21 protein-coding genes are annotated in these 24,590 nt (G+C 38.7%); 7 read left to right on the forward strand and 14 right to left on the reverse strand.

All coding sequences use genetic code 11. The features are described from left to right. Positions 1-28 precede the first annotated feature (28 nt). Positions 29-2,278 (forward strand): cation:proton antiporter, encoded by a 2,250-nt coding sequence (locus L6469_RS05895; RefSeq protein WP_006281768.1) that lies wholly within the window; start codon positions 29-31, stop codon positions 2,276-2,278. A 44-nt stretch (positions 2,279-2,322) separates the two neighbouring features. Here the strand turns inward: L6469_RS05895 and L6469_RS05900 are convergent, their stop codons facing one another. The 3 genes from L6469_RS05900 to L6469_RS05910 form a co-directional block, all read right to left on the reverse strand. Next, a complete protein-coding gene (locus L6469_RS05900; protein ID WP_006281767.1) occupies positions 2,323-5,094 on the reverse strand; it encodes a putative LPS assembly protein LptD in 2,772 nt (923 codons plus the stop codon). Positions 5,095-5,179: 85 nt separating this feature from the next. Further along, positions 5,180-5,719: an HD domain-containing protein gene (locus tag L6469_RS05905; RefSeq protein ID WP_006281766.1), complete on the reverse strand. Its 540-nt coding sequence runs from the start codon at positions 5,717-5,719 to the stop codon at positions 5,180-5,182. Next, a complete protein-coding gene (locus L6469_RS05910; protein ID WP_006281765.1) occupies positions 5,719-7,497 on the reverse strand; it encodes an oxaloacetate decarboxylase in 1,779 nt (592 codons plus the stop codon). The genes L6469_RS05905 and L6469_RS05910 overlap by 1 nt, the downstream gene beginning before the upstream one ends. Positions 7,498-7,663: 166 nt before the next feature. On the opposite strand from L6469_RS05910, the gene L6469_RS05915 reads away from it, so the two are divergent. Further along, a complete protein-coding gene (locus L6469_RS05915; protein ID WP_006281764.1) occupies positions 7,664-8,497 on the forward strand; it encodes a hypothetical protein in 834 nt (277 codons plus the stop codon). A 70-nt stretch (positions 8,498-8,567) separates the two neighbouring features. On the opposite strand, the gene queF is transcribed toward L6469_RS05915, so the two are convergent. Continuing rightward, positions 8,568-9,047: a preQ(1) synthase gene (gene queF, locus L6469_RS05920; RefSeq protein ID WP_006281763.1), complete on the reverse strand. Its 480-nt coding sequence runs from the start codon at positions 9,045-9,047 to the stop codon at positions 8,568-8,570. Between the two features lie 5 nt (positions 9,048-9,052). Next, positions 9,053-9,742: a queuosine precursor transporter gene (locus L6469_RS05925; protein ID WP_027452989.1), complete on the reverse strand. Its 690-nt coding sequence runs from the start codon at positions 9,740-9,742 to the stop codon at positions 9,053-9,055. Between the two features lie 220 nt (positions 9,743-9,962). Here L6469_RS05925 and L6469_RS05930 point away from each other — a divergent pair, with 220 nt between their 5' ends. Beyond that, a complete protein-coding gene (locus tag L6469_RS05930; RefSeq protein WP_006281761.1) occupies positions 9,963-11,012 on the forward strand; it encodes a TlpA disulfide reductase family protein in 1,050 nt (349 codons plus the stop codon). A gap of 144 nt (positions 11,013-11,156) precedes the next feature. Here the strand turns inward: L6469_RS05930 and L6469_RS05935 are convergent, their stop codons facing one another. Genes L6469_RS05935 through nusB form a run of 7 tightly spaced genes read right to left on the reverse strand, consistent with a single transcriptional unit; the run spans position 11,157 to position 16,457 of the window. Then, entirely contained in the window at positions 11,157-12,125 is a 969-nt protein-coding gene (locus L6469_RS05935) for a calcium/sodium antiporter (RefSeq protein WP_006281760.1), read from the reverse strand. A 20-nt stretch (positions 12,126-12,145) separates the two neighbouring features. Continuing rightward, entirely contained in the window at positions 12,146-13,012 is an 867-nt protein-coding gene (locus L6469_RS05940) for a DMT family transporter (protein ID WP_006281759.1), read from the reverse strand. 3 nt (positions 13,013-13,015) lie between these two features. Then, positions 13,016-13,465, reverse strand: a complete 450-nt coding sequence (locus L6469_RS05945) for a DUF5606 domain-containing protein (protein WP_006281758.1) — start codon at positions 13,463-13,465, stop codon at positions 13,016-13,018. Between the two features lie 22 nt (positions 13,466-13,487). Next, complete coding sequence (coaE, locus tag L6469_RS05950; protein WP_006281757.1) at positions 13,488-14,090, reverse strand: dephospho-CoA kinase; 603 nt, start codon at positions 14,088-14,090, stop codon at positions 13,488-13,490. Continuing rightward, positions 14,087-15,064: a CdaR family protein gene (locus L6469_RS05955; protein WP_006281756.1), complete on the reverse strand. Its 978-nt coding sequence runs from the start codon at positions 15,062-15,064 to the stop codon at positions 14,087-14,089. Before L6469_RS05955 ends, coaE begins: the two co-directional genes overlap by 4 nt. Continuing rightward, on the reverse strand, positions 15,057-15,377 hold the full coding sequence (gene yajC / locus L6469_RS05960; RefSeq protein ID WP_027452993.1) for a preprotein translocase subunit YajC: 321 nt from the start codon (positions 15,375-15,377) through the stop codon (positions 15,057-15,059). Before yajC ends, L6469_RS05955 begins: the two co-directional genes overlap by 8 nt. A 42-nt stretch (positions 15,378-15,419) precedes the next feature. Continuing rightward, positions 15,420-16,457 (reverse strand): transcription antitermination factor NusB, encoded by a 1,038-nt coding sequence (nusB, locus tag L6469_RS05965; RefSeq protein ID WP_074802880.1) that lies wholly within the window; start codon positions 16,455-16,457, stop codon positions 15,420-15,422. 228 nt (positions 16,458-16,685) lie between these two features. Here nusB and L6469_RS05970 point away from each other — a divergent pair, with 228 nt between their 5' ends. Genes L6469_RS05970 through L6469_RS05980 form a run of 3 tightly spaced genes read left to right on the forward strand, consistent with a single transcriptional unit; the run spans position 16,686 to position 18,302 of the window. After that, a complete protein-coding gene (locus tag L6469_RS05970; RefSeq protein ID WP_006281753.1) occupies positions 16,686-17,279 on the forward strand; it encodes a 50S ribosomal protein L25/general stress protein Ctc in 594 nt (197 codons plus the stop codon). A gap of 15 nt (positions 17,280-17,294) precedes the next feature. After that, positions 17,295-17,867, forward strand: coding sequence for an aminoacyl-tRNA hydrolase (pth, locus tag L6469_RS05975; RefSeq protein ID WP_006281752.1), 573 nt, complete (start codon positions 17,295-17,297; stop codon positions 17,865-17,867). Positions 17,868-17,882: 15 nt separating this feature from the next. Beyond that, positions 17,883-18,302 carry an RNA-binding S4 domain-containing protein gene (locus L6469_RS05980; protein ID WP_006281751.1) on the forward strand — a complete coding sequence of 140 codons (420 nt, stop codon included), beginning with the start codon at positions 17,883-17,885 and terminating at the stop codon, positions 18,300-18,302. 116 nt (positions 18,303-18,418) lie between these two features. Here L6469_RS05980 and L6469_RS05985 read toward each other — a convergent pair whose 3' ends face one another. Continuing rightward, a complete protein-coding gene (locus tag L6469_RS05985; RefSeq protein WP_074802877.1) occupies positions 18,419-21,388 on the reverse strand; it encodes a TonB-dependent receptor in 2,970 nt (989 codons plus the stop codon). 225 nt (positions 21,389-21,613) lie between these two features. Between L6469_RS05985 and aroB the strand changes: the two genes are divergently transcribed. Then, positions 21,614-22,660 (forward strand): 3-dehydroquinate synthase, encoded by a 1,047-nt coding sequence (gene aroB / locus L6469_RS05990; protein WP_006282280.1) that lies wholly within the window; start codon positions 21,614-21,616, stop codon positions 22,658-22,660. Between the two features lie 924 nt (positions 22,661-23,584). On the opposite strand, the gene L6469_RS05995 is transcribed toward aroB, so the two are convergent. Next, positions 23,585-24,577 carry an AMP-binding protein gene (locus L6469_RS05995; protein WP_039870323.1) on the reverse strand — a complete coding sequence of 331 codons (993 nt, stop codon included), beginning with the start codon at positions 24,575-24,577 and terminating at the stop codon, positions 23,585-23,587. Between the last annotated feature and the right edge of the window lie 13 nt (positions 24,578-24,590).

A 24,590-nucleotide genomic window follows, 5' to 3' on the forward strand; every position in this document is an offset into this window, starting at 1 on the left:
TTATTCATAATATCACAACCTAAATATTATGGTAGGCATACCACCTCTAATACAAGATCTCACTCTTATTCTATCAGCCGCAGGCATAGTTACCCTTCTGTTTAAGAAACTTAAGCAGCCATTAGTCTTGGGATATATCGTTGCAGGCTTCCTCGTATCGCCACAGATGCCCTATCTCATGTCGGTTATTGATAAAGAAGATATCCAGATATGGGCTGATATTGGGGTGCTCTTCCTCTTGTTCTCTTTAGGACTTGACTTCTCTTTTAAAAAGATATTAAAGATGGGTATGTCGCCTGTCATTTCTGCCCTTACCATCGTATTCTGCATGATGACTCTTGGTGTGGGGGTAGGCTATTCTTTCGGATGGCGACAGATGGACTGTATATTTCTCGGTGGTATGATGGCTATGAGTTCTACGACCATTATATACAAAGCCTACAGTGACTTAGGATTGAGGCAACAATCATTTGCAGGACTTGTAATGAGTGTACTTATTCTGGAAGACATACTTGCCATCGTGATGATGGTTATGTTGTCTGCTATTGCTAGTGGACAAAATCCTGATGGTGGACAGATGGTAGGAAGTATACTCAAAATAGCATTCTTCTTAATATTATGGTTTCTCATTGGCATTTACTTAATTCCTTTATTTTTGCGCAAGACGCGTAAAATCATGAATAATGAAACACTGCTTATCGTTTCACTCGGACTTTGCTGTTTAATGGCGATCATATCGACAAGCGTGGGGTTCAGTAGTGCTTTTGGTTCTTTTGTGATGGGCAGTATTCTTGCAGAAACTATCGAGGCTGATAAAATTATTAAAGTAGTAGAACCCGTAAAAAATCTTTTTGGTGCTATCTTCTTCGTATCTGTCGGCATGTTGGTAGATGTGCATATACTTGTCGATTATGCTATACCTATAATGCTTTTAGTTTTAGCAATACTCGCTGGACAAGCCATAATGGGTTCCATGGGTTTCATGCTCGGTGGTCAACCGTTGAAGACTGCTATGCGATGTGGTTTTTCGATGGCTCAAATCGGTGAATTTGCTTTCATTATCGCTTCTCTTGGTCTTTCTCTTGGTGTAATCAGTAAGTTTCTTTATCCGGTAGTTGTAGCCGTCAGTGTTATTACTACTTTTGCTACACCATACATGATACGAGCTGCAGAACCATGCTACAATGCGCTGGCAAAGAGGCTGCCTAAACGATGGGTCCGCAGTCTGAACCATAATGCTACCAGAAGTCACACAAATACCACAAGAGAAAAAAGCAACTGGAAGAAGTTGCTCATTTCGATGACACGCAATACGATTATATGCTTAATCCTTTCTATTGCGGGTATCTTTGCCATGAATTACTTTGCTCTCTCAGCCATGCGAAGGGTGCTCACTTACTGGCCTGGAAGCATACTCTGCGCCATACTTACCGTTCTCTTAATATCACCTGCATTACGAGCTATGATGATTAAAAAGAATCATAGCGAGGAGTTTAAAGCCTTATGGACAGAAAATAGGTTCTATCGTCTGCCTCTTATCTTTACCATAGTATTCAGGATTGCAATGGCATTAGGTTTCGTTTTCTATATCTTCGGCAAAATGACACATATTGGTGGAGCTTTAATTGTAACCATTGGTGTTGGTGTCATCATATCGATGATTATGTCGAAACAACTCAAACGCCAAAGTATTCGCATAGAACGAATATTTATCCGTAACTTACGAAGCCGAGATATCGAGGCACAGGTTCATGGTAAACGCAAACCATTATTTGAGGGCCACCTACTCGATCGTGATATCCATATCGGTATGTTTGACGTGCCCGAAGCATCTACATGGGTTGGACGCTCTTTGAAGGACTTAAAATTCAGAAACAGGTTTGGAGTACACTTAAGTAGTATTCTCCGCGGAGGATTAAGAATGAATATACCCAATGGCAATACCGTGATTTTTCCATGCGATACTCTTCAAGTAATTGGTAATGACGAACAATTACATCGATTTGGAGAAGCTATTGAAAACGAACTGATACCTGAAGATCCTGAGATTGAAAAACGCGAGATGAAATTACGCCAACTCATAATTAAAGAAAACAGTCCACTGGCTGGCAAGACGCTTAAGGAAAGTGGCATTCGTGACAAATACCACTGTATGGTTGTTGGAGCTGAAGAAGGTCAGGAAAACTTAACTATGATAGACCCTAATCGAAAAATTGAAATTGGCGATATTATTTGGGTTGTCGGTGAAGAAGAAAAATTAAAGGCTTTGATTGATTAATCAAAGCCTTTATTTATATCTAACGAATGTTGTTATCTATACTATTAATACCACTGCACTGCGTTGCTATATCCACTACGCTTATCGTATTTCAAAGCATCTGTAAGTGTTGCGGCATTACAACGGAAACTAAAGTTATAACTCGTATAAGGAGCAAGCACTACAGAACAACTCATATTGAAACAGTGTAGATCGCGCTGAAGACTGGCTGTCGTCATACTAATCTTATGATAATCAAAATCATAACCAGAAGAGAAGCTGATATTCCATCCCTCACTGATACGAATGTTTCCACTGAAGTTCAGCGTCTGACTTACCTTATATGGATAACGCATTGACTCCTTATTAAAGGTACCTGCTGTATTTTCACGAAGAGTAATACCATAACTGAAAGTAAGACTCCACGGCATAGAAAACGCCATATAGCCATCATCATCGGTCTCTGCTACAGTAGAACTCTTTTTAGCTCCATGCTGAGCGTCAACCATTGTTTTGTCTACATTCGTCTCTATATCTGTATCAATGCCTTCATCGTCCTTTTTAGGCTTGTCTTCCTCCTCATCATCACTACCACCAAAGAATTTCTTAATCTTTTCAGGGTTCAATGTATAGGAGATATTCTGGCTCATACCTTGGAAACGACCAAAACGGCCCTTGCTATACTCAGTATGTGTACCAATATAAGGATTTCCATTAGCATCAAGCTCGTAAGCATAAGTAGCAAAAACAGCATTCATATTGAATGTATAATTCTTCCACCACTTCAATCGCAAGTTGACACTTAAATCTGACCATGGACGAACCTTAGCTGCCATATTATAACCCATACTCAAAGACAGGTCATCGATAATACTTAACTTCTTATAACCAGTAGAATCTTTATCAGACTTCACCTTCATCTCTATGTTGTTGCCAAGTGTAACATTGATACTACCAGTCTTACTATTACTTGGCACGCTCCAAACACCTGTATTATAAGGAGAATACTGCACTATAGAAACATTACCATTCGCATCGGTCTTCAAATAAGTGTCATAATATCCATACTGTGAAGAACCAAAATTAGGTGCATAGCTAAAACTAACTGTTGGAGAAAGGACATGGCGTATAGCCTGTATCTTGTCTCCAAAAAGTTTGCGACTTGGAATATAGAAACCATAGAGCTTGGTAGAAGCGGAAACACTTAAACTCCAATCATAGATATTATAAAAACCATAAGTGGTATCTCTCAGTTCTTCCTGATTAGCAGTATCCCAGCTACGAGTAATCTTGCTAGTCTGCATACGATCTGAGAAAGAGAAACTTGGGTTGATATTAATATACTTCAAAGCTGTAAAACTTGCAGAAGCCCCAATATCATGCTTCATACCATTTTGCCAATCCTTTATCAAATTAGATTTAAAGAATTGGTCTTCCTTGGTATCAATCGAATTTTTGAGCTGACCCTTATAAGTAAAACCTATTTTCTCATACCAACGCTCCTCACCTACCTTAGCCTTACGACGGAATGGATAGAAACGCGAAACATTGATATTCAAATCGGGTAAAGTAACAGACAACGACGAATCTCGCATATTTTGAGATAAGTTGGCCGTAGAACTTAAAGTCATTCCCAAACTAGAAAAACTAGTACTCCAACTTACAGAGGAAGTACGAGTACTCTGGGTCATAGTCTGCGGATTGTACAAACTAGAGAGGTTGTTGCGCTCATAACTCTGTGTGGCAAAGTTAACACTGGCAGAAAAACTACTATATGGATTTGCCTTAGAATCCTGGCGATGACTCCACTGTACCTTAAAACTCGTTGTTTCTGAAAAATCAGGCATACCTTTTTCTCCAGACTTCGTATCCTGATAACTAAAAAGGAAACTACCAGAATAACGATAACGCTTCTGATAATTGCTGGCTGCACTGACTCCCCAACTACCCTTGGTATAGATTTCACCTAACAACTTCAAATCCCATTTATCATTAATGGCAAAATAGTATCCACCATCACGTAGATAAAATCCTCGATCACTCTCATCACCATAGGTCGGCATGATAAAACCAGAAGAATAACTTTTGGTAAAAGGGAAAAATCCGTAAGGAATAGCAAAAGGTAGAGGAACATCTGCCACTACAAGGTAAGCAGGACCGAATACAACATCTTTACCCGGACGAACACGAGCTCGTGAAAGTGCAATATAGAAATCAGGATCATCTTTATCACATGTGGTATATTTACCATGTTGGAGATAAATCAAACCCGTAGAGTCTCTTTTAGACTTTTCGCCTCGAAGGAAACCATCCTGCTGCTCGGTATATACATTATCAATATATGCCTTCTTTGATTTAAAGTTAAATGCTATCGTATCCGTATCATACTGATCTGACCCCATCTTAAATACAGGTTTTCCTTTGACGCCACCTTCTGCAGTTGAATCAGGAGTACCTACAGCATGTACCAGATCACTGCCCATACTCATTTTTATACGATCGGATGTCAAATTGTAGCTTTGATAACCTACTTTAGAAGAACCATAAAGATGAGCTGTCTGTGATGCAGCATCATAAACCAAAGAGTCTTGGGCCTCGTAATTAACAGGAGCATCAATACCAGATGCCTTTGCTCGATTAATAGAGTCAAGGCGAATGGAGTCATCTATCGCTTTATTATAACGGACGATAGCCTTCTGTAACGAATCCATTTTTGTGGTATCAACAGCCACATTACCCAAAGAGTCATGCACAACGCTATCTACAGGCTCTGCAGATTCCTGCGGAGACAGATTTTTTTTCTTGCGTTTCCAAAATTGTTGCGAGGTCCCAGCCATAACTAGAACCACGACACATAAAAATAGCGCTATGAATGAATGCCTTCTCATGAATTGCAAATTTAGTAAAAAGTAGGGATTATGCTTAATTTTCAAACATTTTTTCCCATTGCTTAAAACGGTTTAAGCCTTCATCACCAAATTTAGCTAAACTCCTTTCTGCCTGTTCTACGCTTTTTTCACGCTCAGGATGAGTTTTGCTATAAAACTTATCAGCATAACAAATCACCTGCTCCTCTAAAGTTTCAGGAAGGAAATCTTCGTGAGGTAAAGGTAAATTTTGACTGATAATATCTTCTTTGGACAATCCAGCTCCCGTATGACGCTCACAGACACGGGCATGGCGAGGGAATCCCTCTTGTCGTAACATCTCTGCCCCTATTCTGCCATGGCAAATATAAGGTTCTGTACCTAAGCACTGAATGCCAGCTGCATCACATCGGCAAATACCGATATCATGAAGCATTGCAGCCTCCATAATGAAGTTACGATCCATGTGTAACTCTGGATGAGCATCACAAATACGCACAGCACGCTTCATAACAAGTGTGCTGTGCGTTAGTAGGATGTAACGTAAAGCGTTATCATCCGGATAATATTTATCGATTATTTTCTGATAATCCATTATTCTGCGTTGTCACGCTGTATGTAAGCAATTACATCACCCTTGCGGATCTTTGCACCTTGCTTAGCATTGATTTCTACGAGCTTACCACCCATAGCAGCAGGAATTGTTTCAAACTCACCCCATGAGGTCAAGATATAACAGAAAGCTTCACCTTCCTTATACTCCTTACCGATGAATGGTTCTACTGCAGGTGCTGCCTCTGCATCACCCTGGAATTCCCAGAAGATCTGACCTTTAACAGGTGCTACGATAGGATCAGCTACGGCATGCTTGAAAGCTGTTGCTTCTTCTACACTTACCTTAGCGCCCAGTTTAGCATCTTTAGCCTTTTGGAGATCTGCAAGCATATTCTTCTTAGCCTGGCCACTCTTATAGTTACGATACTGCTCTGGATGCATTGCGAGTTCCCAAAGTTCCTCGTTGTCCTGACCATAATCCCAACCATTCTCGTCCATTTCCTTCTTGAAATCATCAAGTGCATTAGGGAGCAATGTATGTGGATCTACATCTGTAAACTCATAACCCTTTTCTTTAGCGAGTTCCTTGATTTCTGGAGCAATTTCACCAGGAACCTTACCACTCTTACCAAGAATCATACCCCAAACAGAATCGTCCATCATAACATAACGACCTTTACCCTGTTCCAAAGTAAGAAGGTTGAAAAGTGCTATATTCTTAACATACTGAGAGAACGGAGTTACCAATGGAGGATAACCTACACGTGGCCAAACATAAGCTACTTCCTCGAAGAGTTTTACCAAAAGTGCATCCATAGAGAGTTCTTCTTCACCTTTCTTTTTACGTACATTATTTATAGTTGTACGCATACCTGTAAGATCGGCCATCATTGAACCCATCATACCACCAGGAAGACCACAAGTAAGCAACAATGAAGACATCAACTTATTACCAGGATTAATGAAGTAACCCAACCAATCGTCGATGAATTCTTGAGTAAGAGCACGAGCTCTCATGTAAGCATCCATGTTGATTTCTGGTACATCAAAGCCTGCATTTTTCAACATGCTCTGAACAGAGATAACATCTGGATGAACCTTACCCCATGATAATGGCTCGATAGCAGTATCTATAACATCAGCACCATTCTTACATACTTCAAGGATAGAAGCCATAGAAAGACCTGGACCTGAGTGACCATGATACTCGATAATGATTTCAGGATACTTGTCTTTGATAGCCTTTGTAAGCTTACCCAAGAGAGCAGGCTGACCAATACCAGCCATATCCTTCAAACAAATTTCTTCTGCACCTGCTTCAATAAGCTGATCTGCAATATGAGAATAATATTCTAGGGTATGGATTGGAGAATTTGTAATACAGAGTGTAGCCTGTGGAGTCATTCCTGCCTCTTTAGCCCACTTGATAGATGGAATAATGTTACGAACATCATTTAAACCATCGAAAATACGAGTAATATTTGTACCCTGAGCATGTTTTACTTTGTACATCAAAGCACGAACATCGTCTGGAACAGGATACATACGCAATGCGTTCAGACCACGATCCAACATATGTGTCTTTATGCCGGCCTCATTAAAAGGCTTACAGAATGCACGAACAGCTTCATTTGGATTTTCACCAGCCAAAAGATTAACTTGCTCAAATGCTCCACCATTAGTCTCGACACGGGCAAAACATCCCATTTCAATGATAACAGGAGCAATACGCTCTAATTGGTCTTTGCGAGGCTGGAATTTACCAGAACTCTGCCACATATCTCTGTAAACGAGACTGAACTGAATTTTCTTTGCCATTTTATATGTGTTATATTTCTTTTTTTGCTAAAGTAAAGTTATTTCCTAAATAGAGATGCCTTTGAGCATCACATCGTGCAAAATTAGATAAAAATTTCCAAATATCCGATTGTTAGCTTCATTTTTTACAAATATTGCATTATCTTTGCGGGCAAAAAGAGAAGTTATGAAAATTAAAACACTATTAATAGTACTTCTAGCGGTTTTTTTCCTACTACCTTCGTGCAAAAATAAGAAGAGAAGAGTTCCTCGTAATGACAAAATGGCTATCAGTATGTCTCAAAATGCAAAGGGAGACTCTGCCATCTATGGATTGGCATGTGAGGGAACTAACGACTCTGCTGTCGTACTGCTACCAAACCAAGGTGGAGATCCTATAAAATATCGTATAGTTTGGGCTATGAATAATCATCAAGTATTTGGTACACCTAGTATTGGCGACTGGATATGTGTTATTCCTCAAGCTGACAGCAAGAACTCTGCCCGCATGGTTATCGACCTTGACCAAGTTAAAGGTACATGGACACACGCTGTCAAACCTGTATTTAAGGATATCAGCGGTATAAGCAGAAAACAAATTCGTGAGATGTTTGAGAATATGCCAGACTCTATTAAAGAGACTTATCTTGTACCTCGTGAATATGGATTTACTCTTTCACGCCAAAGCAAAGCTCAGGCTATCGGACGAATTTATGGTAGTAATGACGAAGAAAGTCCTGTAAAATATCCAGAAGTACCTCACTATACCGAGTGGCATGCCTACAATGGAAAGCTTATTTTGGTACAAGGCCGAGTTGAATACAACAACATTGTTTACAACGAAAAAGAAAAGAGAGACACGTTTGAGTTCGTATATTTACATGATGATTCTCTTGCAATTCGTTCTACCAAGAATAAAGAGATTTTCTCATACCATCGTAAAGATGCTAAAACCGTAAACGAGAAAGCTAAGGCTGCTGTTAACAAACAAGCTGAAAGACAAAAACAGGAATTACAATAAATATATTTACACTTAAACATAAAAAATGGAAATAGCAAAAGAACTATTTCCATTTTTTTATGGCAAAAAATCATTTGCTCATATTATGATTCATAAAGCGAAATTCTGCCATTTTTTCATATTTGGTACCTGGTAATCCATAATTGGCAAAAGGATAAATACTAATACCACCACGAGGGGTAAAATATCCAGTTACCTCTATATACTTAGGTTCCATCAACTTGATTAAGTCCTTCATGATGATGTTAACACAGTCTTCGTGGAAATCACCATGATTACGGAAACTAAAAAGATAGAGTTTCAAACTCTTACTTTCAACCATCTTTTCTGCAGGAATATAGCTAATACGAATTTCCGCAAAATCAGGCTGACCTGTAATAGGACAGAGTGATGTGAACTCCGGACAGTTAAATTGCACCCAATAGTCATTCATCGGATGCTTATTTTGGAATGTCTCAAGCACTTCTGGTGCATAATCAAGACTATACTGAGTCTTCGCACCTAAAGATTTCAGACCTTCATCCTTACGATTCTGAGGATTATTTGACATAATGCTTATAAATTAAATATTTTCAAAACGTTGTATGAAATGCCTTCATCATAGACATCTTCACCCTCATGATCTTTTAATGCTTTTACCACACATATGGTAATTGGCAATACGATAATTTCGTAAACAGTCTTAAGCAATACCTGCCAGATCATAAGTTTAAATAATTCTACTGTAGGTACTATTCCGCTCAATGCTAACGGGAAAAATATCAAGCTGTCTGCACTTTCGCCCAATACTGTACTCCAAATAGCACGACTTGAAAAATGACGTCCACCATCGCGTATCTTCATACGACTCATGACATACGCATTAACGAAACTACCTACCAAAAAAGCTATAAACGAAGCTGCTGCAATGCGAGGTGCCAACCCGAATATAGCATGAAAACCTGCATCATTAGTCCAATATGAAGCGCCAGGAATCCAGTCACACAGGGCACCCAATGAGACAAAGAAAAAGTTCATAAGAAAACCCACCCATATAAGAAGACGAGCCTTACGATACCCCCAAACTTCACATACGCAATCATTAATAATGTACGAAACAGGGAAAACTATCAGTCCTCCTGTCAAACTAATAGCACCTACTTGAATTTGCTTTGTTTCGAGTACGTTTGCTGTTATCAAACATACACAAAAGAGTATACTGAAAAGCATAAATAGTACACTCACCATTTTACGTTTTTGTTCCATTGTTCTTGTTTTTTACGAGGTTGACCAAGCACTCGATAAATTCTATCCACTAGTCGTGTTTAAATTGGACTGCAAAATTACACATTTTTTTCAAAACAAGTAGTACTTTACTAAAAATCTTGTATCTTTGCAAGATAATTTAAATAAAATGCGAACATTTCTAAGTATTTAGAAGGGAACAATATTTTAAACAGAAACACAAATATAAAGAAGAAATAAGATGAAAAAGATTTTATTCGGCTTAACTCTATTGCTTTCTGCTCAAGCAGTAAATGCACAATCTGGGAAACTCCAAATTAAGGGTGAAATGAAAGGTATGGGTGATACTATCATCATCCTCAACAATCAAAACAAGCCTATCGATACCGTTTTGGTAAAGAATAACAAATTTGCGTTTACTCTTAACCTCCAAAAGCCAACAGACATCATGTTTGCAAATAGTGGTGCTCTTCGCGGCGAAAACAGAAATGCTTTCACGATGATTGCTGTTCCTAATGAGAAAATGGAACTTAAAGGAGACATCGCCAGCCGTTTTGATGTAAATGGTTCTAAGTTTTACAGTCAGTATCATGAGGCTGACTTGATGATGGAAGAAGCCATGAAAACAGAGGACAATCAGAAGTATTCCGATGCAATTAAGAACTTTATCAAGTTGCATCCTGATTATGAAGCAAGTGCTGCCATCATTCCTAATTTATTAACTCCAGAGGAAATGGACAATGCTGTAACTATGCTTTCAGACCGAGTAAAAAATGGTCGTATGAAAGAATACTATACAGCTCTCATTGCACAAAACAAGATGCGCATTAAAGCACAACAGGAAGCGGAAGCTGCTGCTGCAAAGGCACAAGCTGCAGGAGTTATTGCTCCTGATTTCACTTTAAACGATATCAATGGCAAACCTTTATCACTTTCTAACCTACGTGGCAAATATGTTCTTCTCGACTTTTGGGGGTCATGGTGCATCTGGTGTATTAAGGGTATGCCAAAAATGAAGGAATATTACGAAAAATACAAAGGCAAATTCGAAATCTTAGGTATCGACTGCAATGATAAGGAAGATAAGTGGAAAGCTGCTGTAGAGAAATACAATCTCAACTGGCTACATGTATATAACCCAAGAAGTAGTGATAACAAAGTGCTCCGTGATTATGCTATCCAAGGCTTCCCTACCAAAATTCTCGTGGGACCTGACGGAAAGATTGTTAAGACTATAGTTGGCGAAGATCCAGCATTCTACACTTTCATGGACGAAACCTTTGGAAAATAATAACAGATATATTTGTTGCTACTTTATTGCACTATTCAAAAGACAAATCATATTCTGAATACTACCAATAATATAGGGAGAAACTGAAAATGACATTTCAATTTCTCCCTTTATTATTGACTTATCTTCAAACAGAAAGATAAATTATAAGTTAATGATCAGATAGCTCAAATATCCTATATAAGTAAGTGAAAGAACAAGCCCCTCCCATCGCTCTACCCGATACTTTGTAAACGAGAACAACCAAAACATGGTCATGCTGATAATGAGCATAGAAAGGTCAAGTGTGGTAATACCTTGAATCGTCATCGGTGAAATAACGCCAGTAACACCCAATATCATTAGAATATTAAATACATTACTACCCAACACATTACCAATGGCAATACCACTGTCACCCTTACGAGCTGAAACAATACTTGTAGCAAGTTCAGGCATTGAGGTTCCTCCAGCTACAATGGTTAAACCAATTATAGCATCGCTTACACCAAGTTGAGCTGCAACAAAAGAAGCATTGTCTACAAATACATTACTACCCAACACTAACCCTGCCATACCAATAATTAGTAAAAGTATCGCCTTACCTGTAGCTATTGGCTTTTTGCCTGATAATTCAACATCTGATGGTGTCTGTTTTGCTGTACGCAAGGTTAATACCATAAAGAGAATGAAAAAGATGAGCAAAATAGCTGCATCCAAACGAGATATTTTTCCATCTACGCACATAATAAACAGAAACATAGAAGCAATAAATGTAAATGGGATATCCTTCTTCACCGTAGAATGAAGCACGGTTATCGGAGCCACCATTGCTGCACAACCTACTATTAAAAGTGTGTTAAATGTATTAGAACCAACCACATTACCAACGGCAAGATCTGGTGTATTTTTGAGTGCTGATACCAAACTGACGCACAATTCCGGCATAGAGGTTCCCATAGCCACAATCGTTAGACCAATCACCAACTGAGGTATACCCATTTTTTCAGCTATACCAACAGCTCCATCCGTAAGCCAGTCTGCACCTTTAAGAACGATTACAACTCCTGCAATCAGCAATATGACATTAAGCCATGTCATGCTAGTGGCAAAACTTAATAATAAGGTATTCATAGATACGCTATCTTTTATTATTACTTATTAGAAAAATAAACACCTATAAGAATCAACGCTGATCCTAAATATGCTAACCAGGTCATCGGCTCATCAAGTACTAAGGCAGAAGCTACAACTGTACTTACCGGATTCAGATAAATATAATTACTTGCTACCAAGGCTCCCAATTTTTTACTTACCCAACTCCAGAGCAGAAAACAACTGAAACTTGCCACCACACCTAAAAAAAGTAAATTTCCCCATACAACAGGCTGTAGAAGTACCCGTAAAGAGAACGACCAAGGTTGAAATATAAACATGGGAAGTATGGTTAACAAACCATAGAAAAACACTTTGCGTGTAATAAATATGGCCCCATATTTTCTGCCAATGCTCCGTAACTGAATACTGTATATCGCCCAACATAATGCTGCTAAAAACGCCAGCAAATCACCAAGCGGATGCAGTTTCAAAATAAAATGCCCATTAAAAACAACCAAAGCCACTCCTAATGTAGCAATAACTGATCCAGATATTAATGGACGAGTGGCATGCACATCCTTGAGAAACAAAATGGCTAGAATAGTTGTGAGCAAAGGAGCCGTACAGACGATAAAAGATACATTATTAACATAATCTATCTTGACTGCCAAATTCTCTGTAACAAAATACAAAGAACCACCCGTTATACCCAACAAGAAGAATTGTAACTCTTCTTTCCAAGTATCAGCCCAAATACGACGTGGCGAAATAAACCAAATGCAAATATAAGCAAAAAGGAAGCGAAGAGTAAAAATCTCATGCGCTTCCAATCCATGCTGCAACAGCACCTTGCTATTTACAAAGGTAACTCCCCAAATAAAAACAACAAGGGCTGCCAGTAAATGATGTCTCAGTTTAGGCACGACTTATTCAGCACTGTTCTCAAGACGATCGTCAACATTGTCACCCTCTGTAGGAGCCATTATCTCCTTAAAATTTGTAATGCCATTGTTAACGAGAATATTGTACCACTGCAAGAATTTCTTAATATCACTATCGTGAACGCGATCCTGATCAAAGTTTGGCAATACTTCTGCGAAATAGTCGCGAAGTTCCTTGCTGCTTACCTTTTTATAGTTGATAGAAGCTGGCTTACCACCCTCTTTCTTACATGCATTCTCGAAGACCTGCCATAATGCGATATCTTCCTCGTCTGTATACATAGCGATGTCTGCGAGACTTGTTACACGATCAGACGCGAAAGCTGGCATACGCTTATGTGTAGCGTCGATAGCTTCAACGATAAGATTCATCTTACCACGACTTACCAGTTTATAAAGACCTGGTTTACCTGCAATTGCTAAAATTGTTTCCATTTCTATTACTTTATTTTTATGTTTATTCTATTTGTTGCTCCGGACCCTTGGAATAGCATACACCATCTGCCTTCATCTTATCCAGCATGGCATCTATCTGCTGTTCTATATCCTCTTGCCCAGATACAAGTACATAATTACTTCTTTGTTTTACCTCTTCCTGAGGTATCTGTGTATCAATCCATGCCTGCGCTTTCTCTCGTGAGATGTTATCACGAACCATAATGCGCTTTATCCTGAGGTCTATAGGTGCAACTACACATACAACCTTATCTATATGAGTACGCTTCTGAAACTGAGATTCGAAAAGAATAGCACTTTCTATCCAATCATATCCACTATTTTCAAAATCACGAGCTACTGCAGGATGTACGATTTCGTTTATAGCCTGTTTATTAGCTTCACTCTCCAAAAGAAATTGAGCTAAGATTTTCTTCTGCAACACTCCATCCTTATAGCAGTCGTCACCTACTAATTCACACAGTTGCTTTTGCAAAAGATTATCAGTACGCATCAACCGCTTGGCAGCAGAATCGCAATCGTATACCTGTATACCTCTTTTGGCTAATCGCTGACAGATCACAGATTTGCCCGAACCAATGCCACCCGTTATAGCTATTTTCATCCGTTTTCTTCTATTAGATAATCCACTTGATCAATTGACAGACGCAAATGTCTAATATACTTCGGAGCCTTTTTAATATAAATAGTACACTTATCAGAAGGGGTATTTCCAAAATCGTTGTAATCAGCGACAACTTTAAAGTCTTCTGGATGTATATTTCTATATTGACTAGCCCCTACTACGAAACTGACCTTGACTTTAGAAGGAAATGTGCGAAGCATTTTACCTGCCGGCATATTAATCGCTTCTATCTTGACCTCCATAGACTCTTCTGTCATGATATCAGGGTAAAGTCCTACTTTTACCTGCATTGGCTTAATCTTGACACCCCTAATCTTTTTCAAGTTCACAATCTGATATACTGTATCTTCAAGATTAGACATCTTAAGATACTGTGTAGTAACATACTGGATACTGTCAAGTTGCTTTTTCGAACCATACACCGTGACATATTCCGGCCAGAATCTACTATGCGCCAAATAAAACGAACGATTAAACTTGATATCACCATTCAAACGGATTGGCACTCTCTTATGTTGACCATAATTGAATCCGAATTCTAATCCATCTGTCTTAATTGCAACAATCTTACTCGAGTTATACAGTTGCGCATAAAGTGCCTTTTGCAAATCTGCCACAGGAACGACACCCTTCATGGTCTGCTCATTCGCATAGCTAGAATACTTGAACTGAATAGGACGAATCTCATTACCATACAAATAAGTCAGCATCGTAAAACCCTTATCACGTACTGTCACCTTTATAGTATCCGGCAAATCATCCGTTATCACAACCTGGCGAGGAACACCCACTAAGCGTACGGGCACAGCAATATCCTGTTCATAGGTGTCATTAAGTGAAATCGTTAGCCAAAAGGCTCCACTCAATGCAAGAAAGAACAAAAAAATCAGAAACTCTCTATTGGCTGTTCCGAATAGAAAGTTTCTGAAAATATGTAATATTCGTTTAAGCATTAGGCTGTTGCTGACGAGCATCAGCAAAAACGTAAGAACGCTCTACTTCCACTACAACGCCACGAGCAATTTCTACGCTTACTTTATTACTAGAATCATCAATATGTTTCACGGTACCATAGATACCACCACCAATGACAACTTTTGTACCTTCTTGAAGAGAATTCTGGAACTGACGAATTTTCTTCTGCTGTTTCTGCTGTGGACGGATAAAAAAGAACCACATCAATGCAAATACAGCTATCATCATAATAAGGAAGCTGTAGTTATTACCACCAGCTGCAGCCTGAGCTGCTAAAATCATGTTCATCATATATGTATTATCGTTAAATTTTTTATTGTCTATTTCCAAAAATTAATACTCACGACGTCTACGGAATGTAGGACGAGGACTACGCTGCTGTTGTGGACGCTGCTGACGCTGTGGGCGCTGAGGATGATCCTGTCGAGGACGCTGTGAGCGCTCTGGCATTGGCTTAGCAATGATTCCTTCATCATTCAAGAAACGAGCTATACCATCAAGCATACCGTTTACATAACTTCCACTATGAGGAGTACTATATAATTTAGCAAGATTTACATACTCGTTGATTGTAACTGATGCAGGTATATTAGGGAATGTACAAAGTTCTGCTATAGCAATCTGCATAATCACAACATCCATGTAAGCCAGACGACTAAAATCCCAGTTACGACTAGCATCACTCATATAACGCTGATATTGGTCGGCATTGAGAATGGTAGAACGGAAGAGCTTACGAGCGAAATCAAGATCCTCTTCATCCTTATATTCTGGAAGCAATTCCTGATCAGCCTTATTAGCCTGTTCAAAGCGCTTAATAGTTTTGATGACAAAAGTATCAACGATTTCCTTATCATCATTCCAATATAAGCTTTTCTCTTCAAGAATACCATCCAGCTCATCATTACGCTGAATAAAGAGTTTATAAAGTCTACGCCACAATTCACGATCGGTATCGTAATCTGAATCACCGGCATTCATATATGTAATATAATCTTCGCTCTGCTCAATTTGACTGAGTAGTCGACGAACGAATTCTATATCTTCATCCCAATTCTGCTTTTTGTTTTCAATAAATTCATTCAGCATCTTGTTTTCTTCAAGCTGAACAGCAAATTTATTGTAAGCGAATTTTGCAGAAGGTGCAGGTGTACCCTCACGCTGAGCACGGGCAGTATTTACATCTACACGATGACGAGCTTCTTTAGTAATGGCTACGATAAGAGAGAGGAGATTGTTATACAAATCATATGACTTAGAAAGACTGAAAAGCAGTTCTTTCTCGGCGTTATCCATATTATTGTTGCCGTTTTGATAGTATGCGTAGGTTAACTGGACTATCTTAATTCTTATAAGTTCCCTATTAATCATTCTCTAATAATTTTTGGATTACTTTTTTATTGTTAATGTGTAATATTACGATGCAAAAGTAATGTATTTATCCTATATATGCAAGAAAACAAGCAGTAAATTATAGTTTTTATCCAGAATATTTGTTAGAATCACAAAAAATGTATACCTTTGCACAGCTTTTTTGAGCTTATCCGTGTGATGGCGAATTAAGGCGGTATTATTAAACTTAATTTAGAGTAACACATTATGAAAGAAATTGATGTAACAGGTCAGAAGCGTGAGAACCTTGGTAAGAAAGCTTCTAAGGCATTGCGTAAGGAAGGTTTCGTTCCTTGTAACTTGTATGGTGAGAAGAAAGATGAGAATGGTGCTCCAGTAGCTTTCTCTTTCGCTGTATCTTTTAAGGAACTCCGTAAGATTATCTACACTCCTCACGTATATGTAATCAACTTGATTATCGACGGTGAGAGCCACACAGCTATCATGAAGGAGATTCAGTTCCACCCTACAACAGACGCTCCATTGCACGTAGACTTCTACGAGGTTAACGATCAGAAGCCTATTACAATTGGTATCCCAGTTAAGTTGAACGGTCTTGCACAGGGTGTACGCGATGGTGGTCGTATGAACCTTTCTATCCGTAAGATCAACGTTACTGCTCCATACCAGCAGATTCCAGAGCACCTCGATATCGACGTTACTGCTTTGAAGATTGGTAAGAGCATTAAGGTAGGTGAACTTTCATTCGAGGGTCTTGAGCTCGCTACTCCTAAGGAAGTTGTAGTTTGCTCTATCAAGATGACTCGTGCTGCTGCACAGGCTGCTCAGACTGAAGAATAATTCGAACTGTTCTGAATGGACAAATATTTAATTTGTGGTTTGGGTAATCCTGGTAGCGAATATGAGGATACCCGCCATAATACAGGTTTCATGGTATTGGACGCTTTTGCAAAAGCGTCCAATATTGTTTTTGAGGATAAGCGATATGGGTTTGTTGCTGAAACTTCTATTAAAGGACGCAAAGTCTTTCTTCTGAAGCCTACAACATTTATGAACCTTAGTGGTAATGCCGTTCGCTACTGGCTTAACAAAGAGAATATAGACCAAAGCCATCTACTCGTTATCAGTGACGATGTAGCTCTCCCTCTAGGTGCTTTCCGCTTAAAAGCTAGTGGCAGCAATGGTGGGCATAACGGACTGGGACATATTCAACAGCTTATCGGTCAAAACTATGCACGCTTACGTATGGGTATCGGCAACGACTATCCACGTGGCAGACAAGTAGACTGGGTGCTTGGACATTACAGTGAGGATGATATGAAGCTGCTACAGCCAGCTATTGACCTTGGTGGCGAAATCATCAAGAGTTTCGTTCTCAGTGGTATTGACAACACAATGAACCAATTCAACAAACTTGGAAAGAAGTAATTAATATATTCAGTTATGGCAGATACAGCAAGAATAGACAAATGGCTATGGGCAGCTCGCATCTTCAAGACGCGATCTATTGCTGCCGATGCTTGTAAAAATAGTCGTGTTACCATTAATGGAAGCAATGTAAAACCAAGTCACATGATTAAACGTGGTGAAATTATTCATGTAAAGAAACCACCTATTACCTATTCTTTTCGTGTTTTAGATTGTATTGAAAAGCGTGTAGGTGCCAAACTGCTCATCAATGTATATGAGAACGTTACTGATCCAAAACAGTATGAATTACTTGAAATGAGTCGAATCAGCGGTTTTATTGACCGTGCCAGAGGTACAGGACGTCCAACCAAAAAAGACCGTCGTGCTATCGATGCCTTTGTCGACCCTGTCATGTTTGGTTGGGATGACGATGAAGATGACGATGAAGACTAATTCTCAATGTAGCATCATATCATTAAGGGGGAAATATCATATTGATTATTTCCCCCTTTTTACATACCTTACTAAAATTTAAATATATAATAAACGCTTTATTATTGCATCAGACTTTATCTCGGACCGCCGAAACCGCCGCCACCATTTCCACCAAAGTTACCACGTGGGCGACCACCTTGGAAGTTTTTATCACCAAAATCTGGTCTATCTGGTCTATCACCTCTATTCATGGCATTTCTTGCTTCTTTAGAACCAAAAAGATTCATTCTGTAGATGACATGGAGCATCGCATAACTATTGATACTATTATATTCTACATCCGATCTGCGAGTAGCATTAATCGTACGACTTAAATTACTTTGCTGTTTTAAAATATCATAGAACTGCAATGTCACCGATAAAGGTTTACCCTTGAGGAAACTCTGGGCTAACTGTGCATTCCAAACCAATTCGTTCGTATTCATAGAAGCATCATCATAACCTCTACGACTATTCTCATGAAGATCTGTAGAAAGACTCATTCCCCAAGGCAAGGTAATGTTTACAGTAGCTCCATAAGCAAACTGCCAAGTATCGAGATCACTACTACTCTGCAGCTTGTTACGTGCATGGGTATACCTAACAGAACCATCAAGCTCTATTTCGAGCCATTCATTACGATAACTTCCCGCTAAACGCTCATTGAGTGTAAGTGTACGTGTAGTATTCTTTTGAGAATCACTGGTCTGATCCAAGGTCAAATAGCCTACATAATTATTATAGCCTACATTCGTAAATGTATTCACATTCCAGAAACCAGTAGAGTCTATGGCTGTGTTAAACATAAACACACCATTTGCATCCCAGTTACCATTAATATTCTCAGGCTGAGTTGTTCTACCTCCAGTGAGTGCATCATAAGTTACCTTACTGCTTATACTGTTACGGGTGGTACTAAAGTTCACATTAGCCATTATTGCACGCTGATGTGCCTGAATATAATTATTATAGAACAGACGGAATTTATTGGTGAATGATGGCTTCAAACCAGGATTACCTTTTGTGATATTAAGAGGATTACTATCATCAGTAATATCGAGCAGGTCGGTCATGCTTGGTTGTGAGGTAGTTCCACGATAATTAATGCGCAGGTTACTTACCTTAGAGAAACGATAACGGAAATCAAAAGTTGGTGAGAAATTAGTAACTGTACGTACCGTATCTACATGTACTCCTTGATAATCTTGAGTAAACTTAGTAGATTGAGGCTGAACCATCACACCAAAATTGAGTTGATATTTCTGACGGATCAAACGCATCATCACATTAATCTCGTGAATATAGTTCTTATACTCAGCAGAACGACTTAACTCGTCATCCAAGTAACTGGTATAAGGATTAGCCAACTTAGACAAGTAACTATCCCATCCACGATACGCTGGAGTTATATCGGCAAAGAAATTTTCGCCCAAATTACTAAAATCATAGGTAGAACGATCACTCTTGCTAAGATTATAAGTAAACTTATAACTAAACTGTAAGAATGTGGCACGCCATAATGGCTCGCTATAAGTAGCTTGGAGCGAATAACTATAATTTTTGGAAGGTGTTACATTATATCGATTGGTCTGGTAGGTAGAATCTAAACCGTCTGCTGCCTGTACCAAATATAAATGAGTAGCATTTGTAGAAAGGCTTTCACTGTCAGTCTTGCCATAACTTGCATCTGCACGCAACGTAAAGTTACGCCCCATGCTATTAAGTTTACGGTTGTACTGCAGCATTCCCTTAACATTATTAGTCTTAGAGTAAGAGATAGAGTTATCCTCTTGTGTATTAACGATAGCACTATCCTTAGCCAGACTAATAATGCTCTCAGTAGAAAGAGGATCAGCTACCTTAAGGTATGGATTAGAAAGAAAAGCAGCTGAGAAAGAATGACTTCTACTATCACTTGTAGACCAACTAAACGATGGTCGGAACATGATATTAGTCATCGAGTCTGGTTTCCACTCCAATCGCATATTACCATTCCAGCTATTACTACGCGTGTAATTCTGAGCAATTTTATTCTCATAAGCAGAAGAACCTACGAAATTTTCAATAGCAGACTTTGTATAAGCATCGCCATCAGAGTGGTTCCATCTTAAACTGGCATCAAGCTTCAACTTATTTTTCAGTTCATAATTATAGTTCGCACCTATCATCTTGGTTGCTGTCAAACCATCTCGACCACTACCAAAACGACCACGGCCTCCACCACCAGGGAAGCCCATATCATTTACATTATTGGCACTTCCGAAAAGCATGAACCGATTATTATCCTGGAAAATACCTGCCATTAATTTTTCAGAATAACGACTGTCTGTACCCAGAGACAAATCTATATTTGATATCATACCCTTGTTCATACCCTTCTTCATACCGAAGTCGAGCACCGTAGATTCTTCGCCATCATCAATACCTGTGATACGGGCTAAATCACTTTTTTCATCATAAGCCTTAATTTTATCAACGATAGAAGTTGGCAGATTCTTAAGGGCAGTCTTTGTATCACCTGTCATAAATTCCTTACCATCTACCAATATCTTTTTTACCGTTTTACCATTAATGGTGATGGTACCATCATCGCTTACCTCTGCACCAGGAAGACGTTTCACCAATTCTTCTACCGTAGAACCTTCAGGAGTACGATACGCCGAAGAATTATAAACAAAAGTATCCTCCTTGAGTACCACTTTAGCAGCCTGCCCCGTTACCGTAACGCCTTTAAGCATATGCGAATCACCCGTCATAGGAATTTTTCCCATGGATAAGTTTTTATCGTCTACCACCTTAATTTTACGAACAAGTGACTTATAACCGATACTAGAAATTTTAAGGAGATAATCACCATTATCAGGGGCAGTAATGGTAAAGAGACCATCCTCATTGGATATGGCTCCTATAATAAAGGTACTATCTTTCTTCAATAATTGCACAGTAGCCTGCATAATAGGGTCCTGCGTTGATTTGTCAAAAATCTCACCTGAGATCAGTCTAGTTTGAGCAAAGGTTGTTGTTGATACTATCAGCATCAATAACACGAGTAGATGCTTTTTCATTGTTATTAATAATAAATCTTTAGTTTCTTATTGCTATGTGCTACACTACACAATTATAAGACGCAAAAAAACAGAATAGGTTTAAAAGGAAAGTAAAAAATTAGCGATTTGATAGATTTTATGTCAAAAATCTTTGAAAATTGCAGCTTTTCAAGTATATTTGCACAAAGAGCGAAATAACAATAACAAACTGATATTCGCAAAAATCTTAAATACGTTAGTAATATGGAACAGAGGGTAATCATATCGAAGAATTTAAAAGAAGAGCTTGCTGCAGCTATTTCTGAATGCGAGCACGATAAAATCTTTGTCTTAACTGATAAGACAACAGAAGAACTATGCTGGCCTGTAATCAATAAATTCTTCAGCCTGAAGAAAGCAAAACTGATTACTATTCCAGCTTCTGATAATCACAAAACCATTGAATCTGTGATGAGCGTTTGGGAAGCATTAGGCCAACAAGGTGCAACTCGTCACTCTTGCATGATTAATCTTGGTGGAGGTATGGTTACTGACTTAGGTGGTTTCGCAGCATCCACATTCAAACGAGGCATAGACTTTATCAATATACCTACTACTCTGCTGGCCATGGTAGATGCTTCGGTCGGTGGCAAGACTGGTATCAACTTTAATGGTCTCAAGAATGAAATTGGTGTATTTAATGATTCTAAATTCGTTATTCTTAATACAACATTTCTCAAGACTTTAGATCAGGAAAATATTTGTTCTGGCTATGCAGAGATGCTGAAACATGGTCTTATCAGTACCAATAAGATGTGGGCAGATCTGGTCAATTTTGATCTGCAACACCCAGAGTTAGACACTTTGCAGCGTATGGTTGCTGAATCTGTCAATGTAAAAGAGCATATAGTAAAACAAGATCCGCATGAAAAGGGCATTCGCAAGGCTCTCAACTTAGGACATACGTTCGGACATGCTTTCGAAAGCTTCTGCATGAAGCGTACACCTATACTGCATGGATATGCTGTCGCTTATGGTTTGATCTGTGAACTCTATATGAGCTGCATGAAGACTGGGTTCCCTACAGATAAGATGCGTCAAACGGTTTCCTTTATCCAAGATAATTTCGGTTCTATAAATATTACGTGTGATGATTATGATGAACTTATCGAATTAATGACTCATGATAAGAAGAACACTGCAGGAACTATTAATTTCACTCTTCTTGGTAATATTGGGGATATTAAGATTAACCAAACTGCTACCACTGAAGAAATCAAAGAATGTCTTGATTTTTTTAGAGAAGGCTAATATTGCAATATTTTGATTTCATCATACTAAGGGAGTTAAGAACTTTTTTATCTTGCTTTTAACCAAACAAGTTTAGTTCTTAACTTCCTTTTTGCATGTTATAAAGGAGAACTTCAACCGAATATACACTAGATTCTCGCTTTAAGACCTGTTCTTGGTGTTATGTTATATTAGGTGCTGCCACCTATGTACATACAATTTTATCCCGTGGTCCTCCAAATTTTTTGTTAGTACTAACTTCTTTTCTAATTAAATTTGTATATTTGCATTATTGCAATAACTAATAAATAATGATATCATGACAATAGTACTATTTATTTGGGTTATCTTTTTTATATTCATTGGTTCTTGTGTTGATACACCTATTTGGCTATATATACTTGCTATTTTGGTCGCCTGGTATAAAGTTCATACCGATGACGAAATATTATAATATAGTACATATTTTTTATTATATATACTTTTTCGCTCGTACTGTTGTACGGGCTTTTTTGTTATATCTTACTTATTACCATGTACAGGTATAATTATTTGCCGGGGCTCGCTTTGTTCGTCTCTGGTATTGTTATTCGTTTCAGGATCTTATATTTGTTTGTGGCTGCTGTTGTCCCTGGTTAACTGTTGTTAGTCTCTGGTATTGTTTAAGTAACCTATATATACCAATTATTGATAATTTAACCAGATGTAGCCGCTTCTAGCTTCAGGATCTATTATATATATACTTTGCCCTTGTTGTTCCTTACATAGTCATTTGTGAACCATGCAGCATGTACAAGTACATATTATCACACATATTTACTATACACTGTACATTCTCATGGTAATTTTTGCTTATCCTGTAGACTATTTGATAATAAATCATGGTTTCGTTACTACGACGGAGTTTTACCATAAGAAAAATGCTATTAACACCAAATATATGGATCATAAGCCTTTCACGAAACGAAGTGCTTCACCTCTAGCAGGCTTTCCCGTTTCTGTCAATGGCACTTTATGGATATGCCTATAAAGGCGAGGCTGCCAATATTTAGGCAAAACGGCTTCGCATACGGTCTTTACATGCTCTATATCCGTATCTTCCGTCAAGAGCACCACAATCTCTCCAAATTTCCCGTCAGTCTTCTTTGTGATGATATAAGGCTGAACAAGATGTGGAGCTAACTTACTTTCCACCTCTTCTATCTGAATTTTTATGCCTCCCGAATCGATGACATTATCTATTCGTCCCAATATTCTGAATTCAGTATGACCATCACACGTCCTCAATTCCACCCGATCATGTGTTTCCAACTCACCAGCATGCACTTGTGGCGCATCTATCACCAGACATCCATCAGCATTCGTACGTACATGTACAGACTCAAACGGACGATACCAATCACTTGCTTCCGACCCATTTAGTCTTCGTAGGGCTACATGCGACAGTGTTTCGGTCATACCATAGGTACTCCATACAGCATTCGGGAAATCGGACAATTCTGCTTGTAAAGCCTCATCAATAGCTCCACCTCCGATAATCAGATGACGTATTTCACGAAGTTTAGCTCTTTCCTCATCTACTTGCAAGGAGTTATACACTTGCATCGGTACCATTGCTGCAAAATCAATAGGTTTTTCCTGGTCTTCTTCAGAAAGCGAAGCTAAAGGATGCCCACTGGGACGAACCGAAATCAGTTGCAGTTTACGTTCAATACTTCGTACCACAACCATTTTTCCGGCTATATAGTCAAGCGGCATACACAATAGTGCTCTATCCCCCTTTTGAAGTCCTAGAAAGTTACAAGTGATACGAGCAGAATTCAGCATTTTTTGCTTTTCCACATACATGGGTTTAGGTTTTCCCGTCGAACCCGAAGTATGTACCAAGAGCACATCCTCGGGAGCATACCACTCTTTCAAAAAATCTTCTAACGTCATTGCTATATTTCGG

Origin of the sequence: Segatella baroniae B14, assembly GCF_022024235.1 — a bacterium.
In the GTDB taxonomy this organism is placed as follows: Bacteria; Bacteroidota; Bacteroidia; order Bacteroidales; family Bacteroidaceae; genus Prevotella; species Prevotella bryantii.

Coding starts and splice junctions, on each gene's coding strand:
- L6469_RS05915 (WP_006281764.1), top strand. CDS start 7,664: ATGAAAATTAAAACACTATTAATAGTACTTCTAGCGGTTTTTTTCCTA.
- queF (WP_006281763.1), bottom strand. CDS start 9,047: ATGTCAAATAATCCTCAGAATCGTAAGGATGAAGGTCTGAAATCTTTA.
- L6469_RS05970 (WP_006281753.1), top strand. CDS start 16,686: ATGAAAGAAATTGATGTAACAGGTCAGAAGCGTGAGAACCTTGGTAAG.
- L6469_RS05995 (WP_039870323.1), bottom strand. CDS start 24,577: ATGACGTTAGAAGATTTTTTGAAAGAGTGGTATGCTCCCGAGGATGTG.
- coaE (WP_006281757.1), bottom strand. CDS start 14,090: ATGAAAATAGCTATAACGGGTGGCATTGGTTCGGGCAAATCTGTGATC.
- L6469_RS05910 (WP_006281765.1), bottom strand. CDS start 7,497: ATGGCAAAGAAAATTCAGTTCAGTCTCGTTTACAGAGATATGTGGCAG.
- L6469_RS05905 (WP_006281766.1), bottom strand. CDS start 5,719: ATGGATTATCAGAAAATAATCGATAAATATTATCCGGATGATAACGCT.
- L6469_RS05980 (WP_006281751.1), top strand. CDS start 17,883: ATGGCAGATACAGCAAGAATAGACAAATGGCTATGGGCAGCTCGCATC.
- pth (WP_006281752.1), top strand. CDS start 17,295: ATGGACAAATATTTAATTTGTGGTTTGGGTAATCCTGGTAGCGAATAT.
- L6469_RS05985 (WP_074802877.1), bottom strand. CDS start 21,388: ATGAAAAAGCATCTACTCGTGTTATTGATGCTGATAGTATCAACAACA.
- L6469_RS05955 (WP_006281756.1), bottom strand. CDS start 15,064: ATGCTTAAACGAATATTACATATTTTCAGAAACTTTCTATTCGGAACA.
- yajC (WP_027452993.1), bottom strand. CDS start 15,377: ATGATGAACATGATTTTAGCAGCTCAGGCTGCAGCTGGTGGTAATAAC.
- L6469_RS05925 (WP_027452989.1), bottom strand. CDS start 9,742: ATGGAACAAAAACGTAAAATGGTGAGTGTACTATTTATGCTTTTCAGT.
- L6469_RS05930 (WP_006281761.1), top strand. CDS start 9,963: ATGAAAAAGATTTTATTCGGCTTAACTCTATTGCTTTCTGCTCAAGCA.
- L6469_RS05895 (WP_006281768.1), top strand. CDS start 29: ATGGTAGGCATACCACCTCTAATACAAGATCTCACTCTTATTCTATCA.
- L6469_RS05945 (WP_006281758.1), bottom strand. CDS start 13,465: ATGGAAACAATTTTAGCAATTGCAGGTAAACCAGGTCTTTATAAACTG.
- L6469_RS05935 (WP_006281760.1), bottom strand. CDS start 12,125: ATGAATACCTTATTATTAAGTTTTGCCACTAGCATGACATGGCTTAAT.
- L6469_RS05900 (WP_006281767.1), bottom strand. CDS start 5,094: ATGGCTGGGACCTCGCAACAATTTTGGAAACGCAAGAAAAAAAATCTG.
- aroB (WP_006282280.1), top strand. CDS start 21,614: ATGGAACAGAGGGTAATCATATCGAAGAATTTAAAAGAAGAGCTTGCT.
- nusB (WP_074802880.1), bottom strand. CDS start 16,457: ATGATTAATAGGGAACTTATAAGAATTAAGATAGTCCAGTTAACCTAC.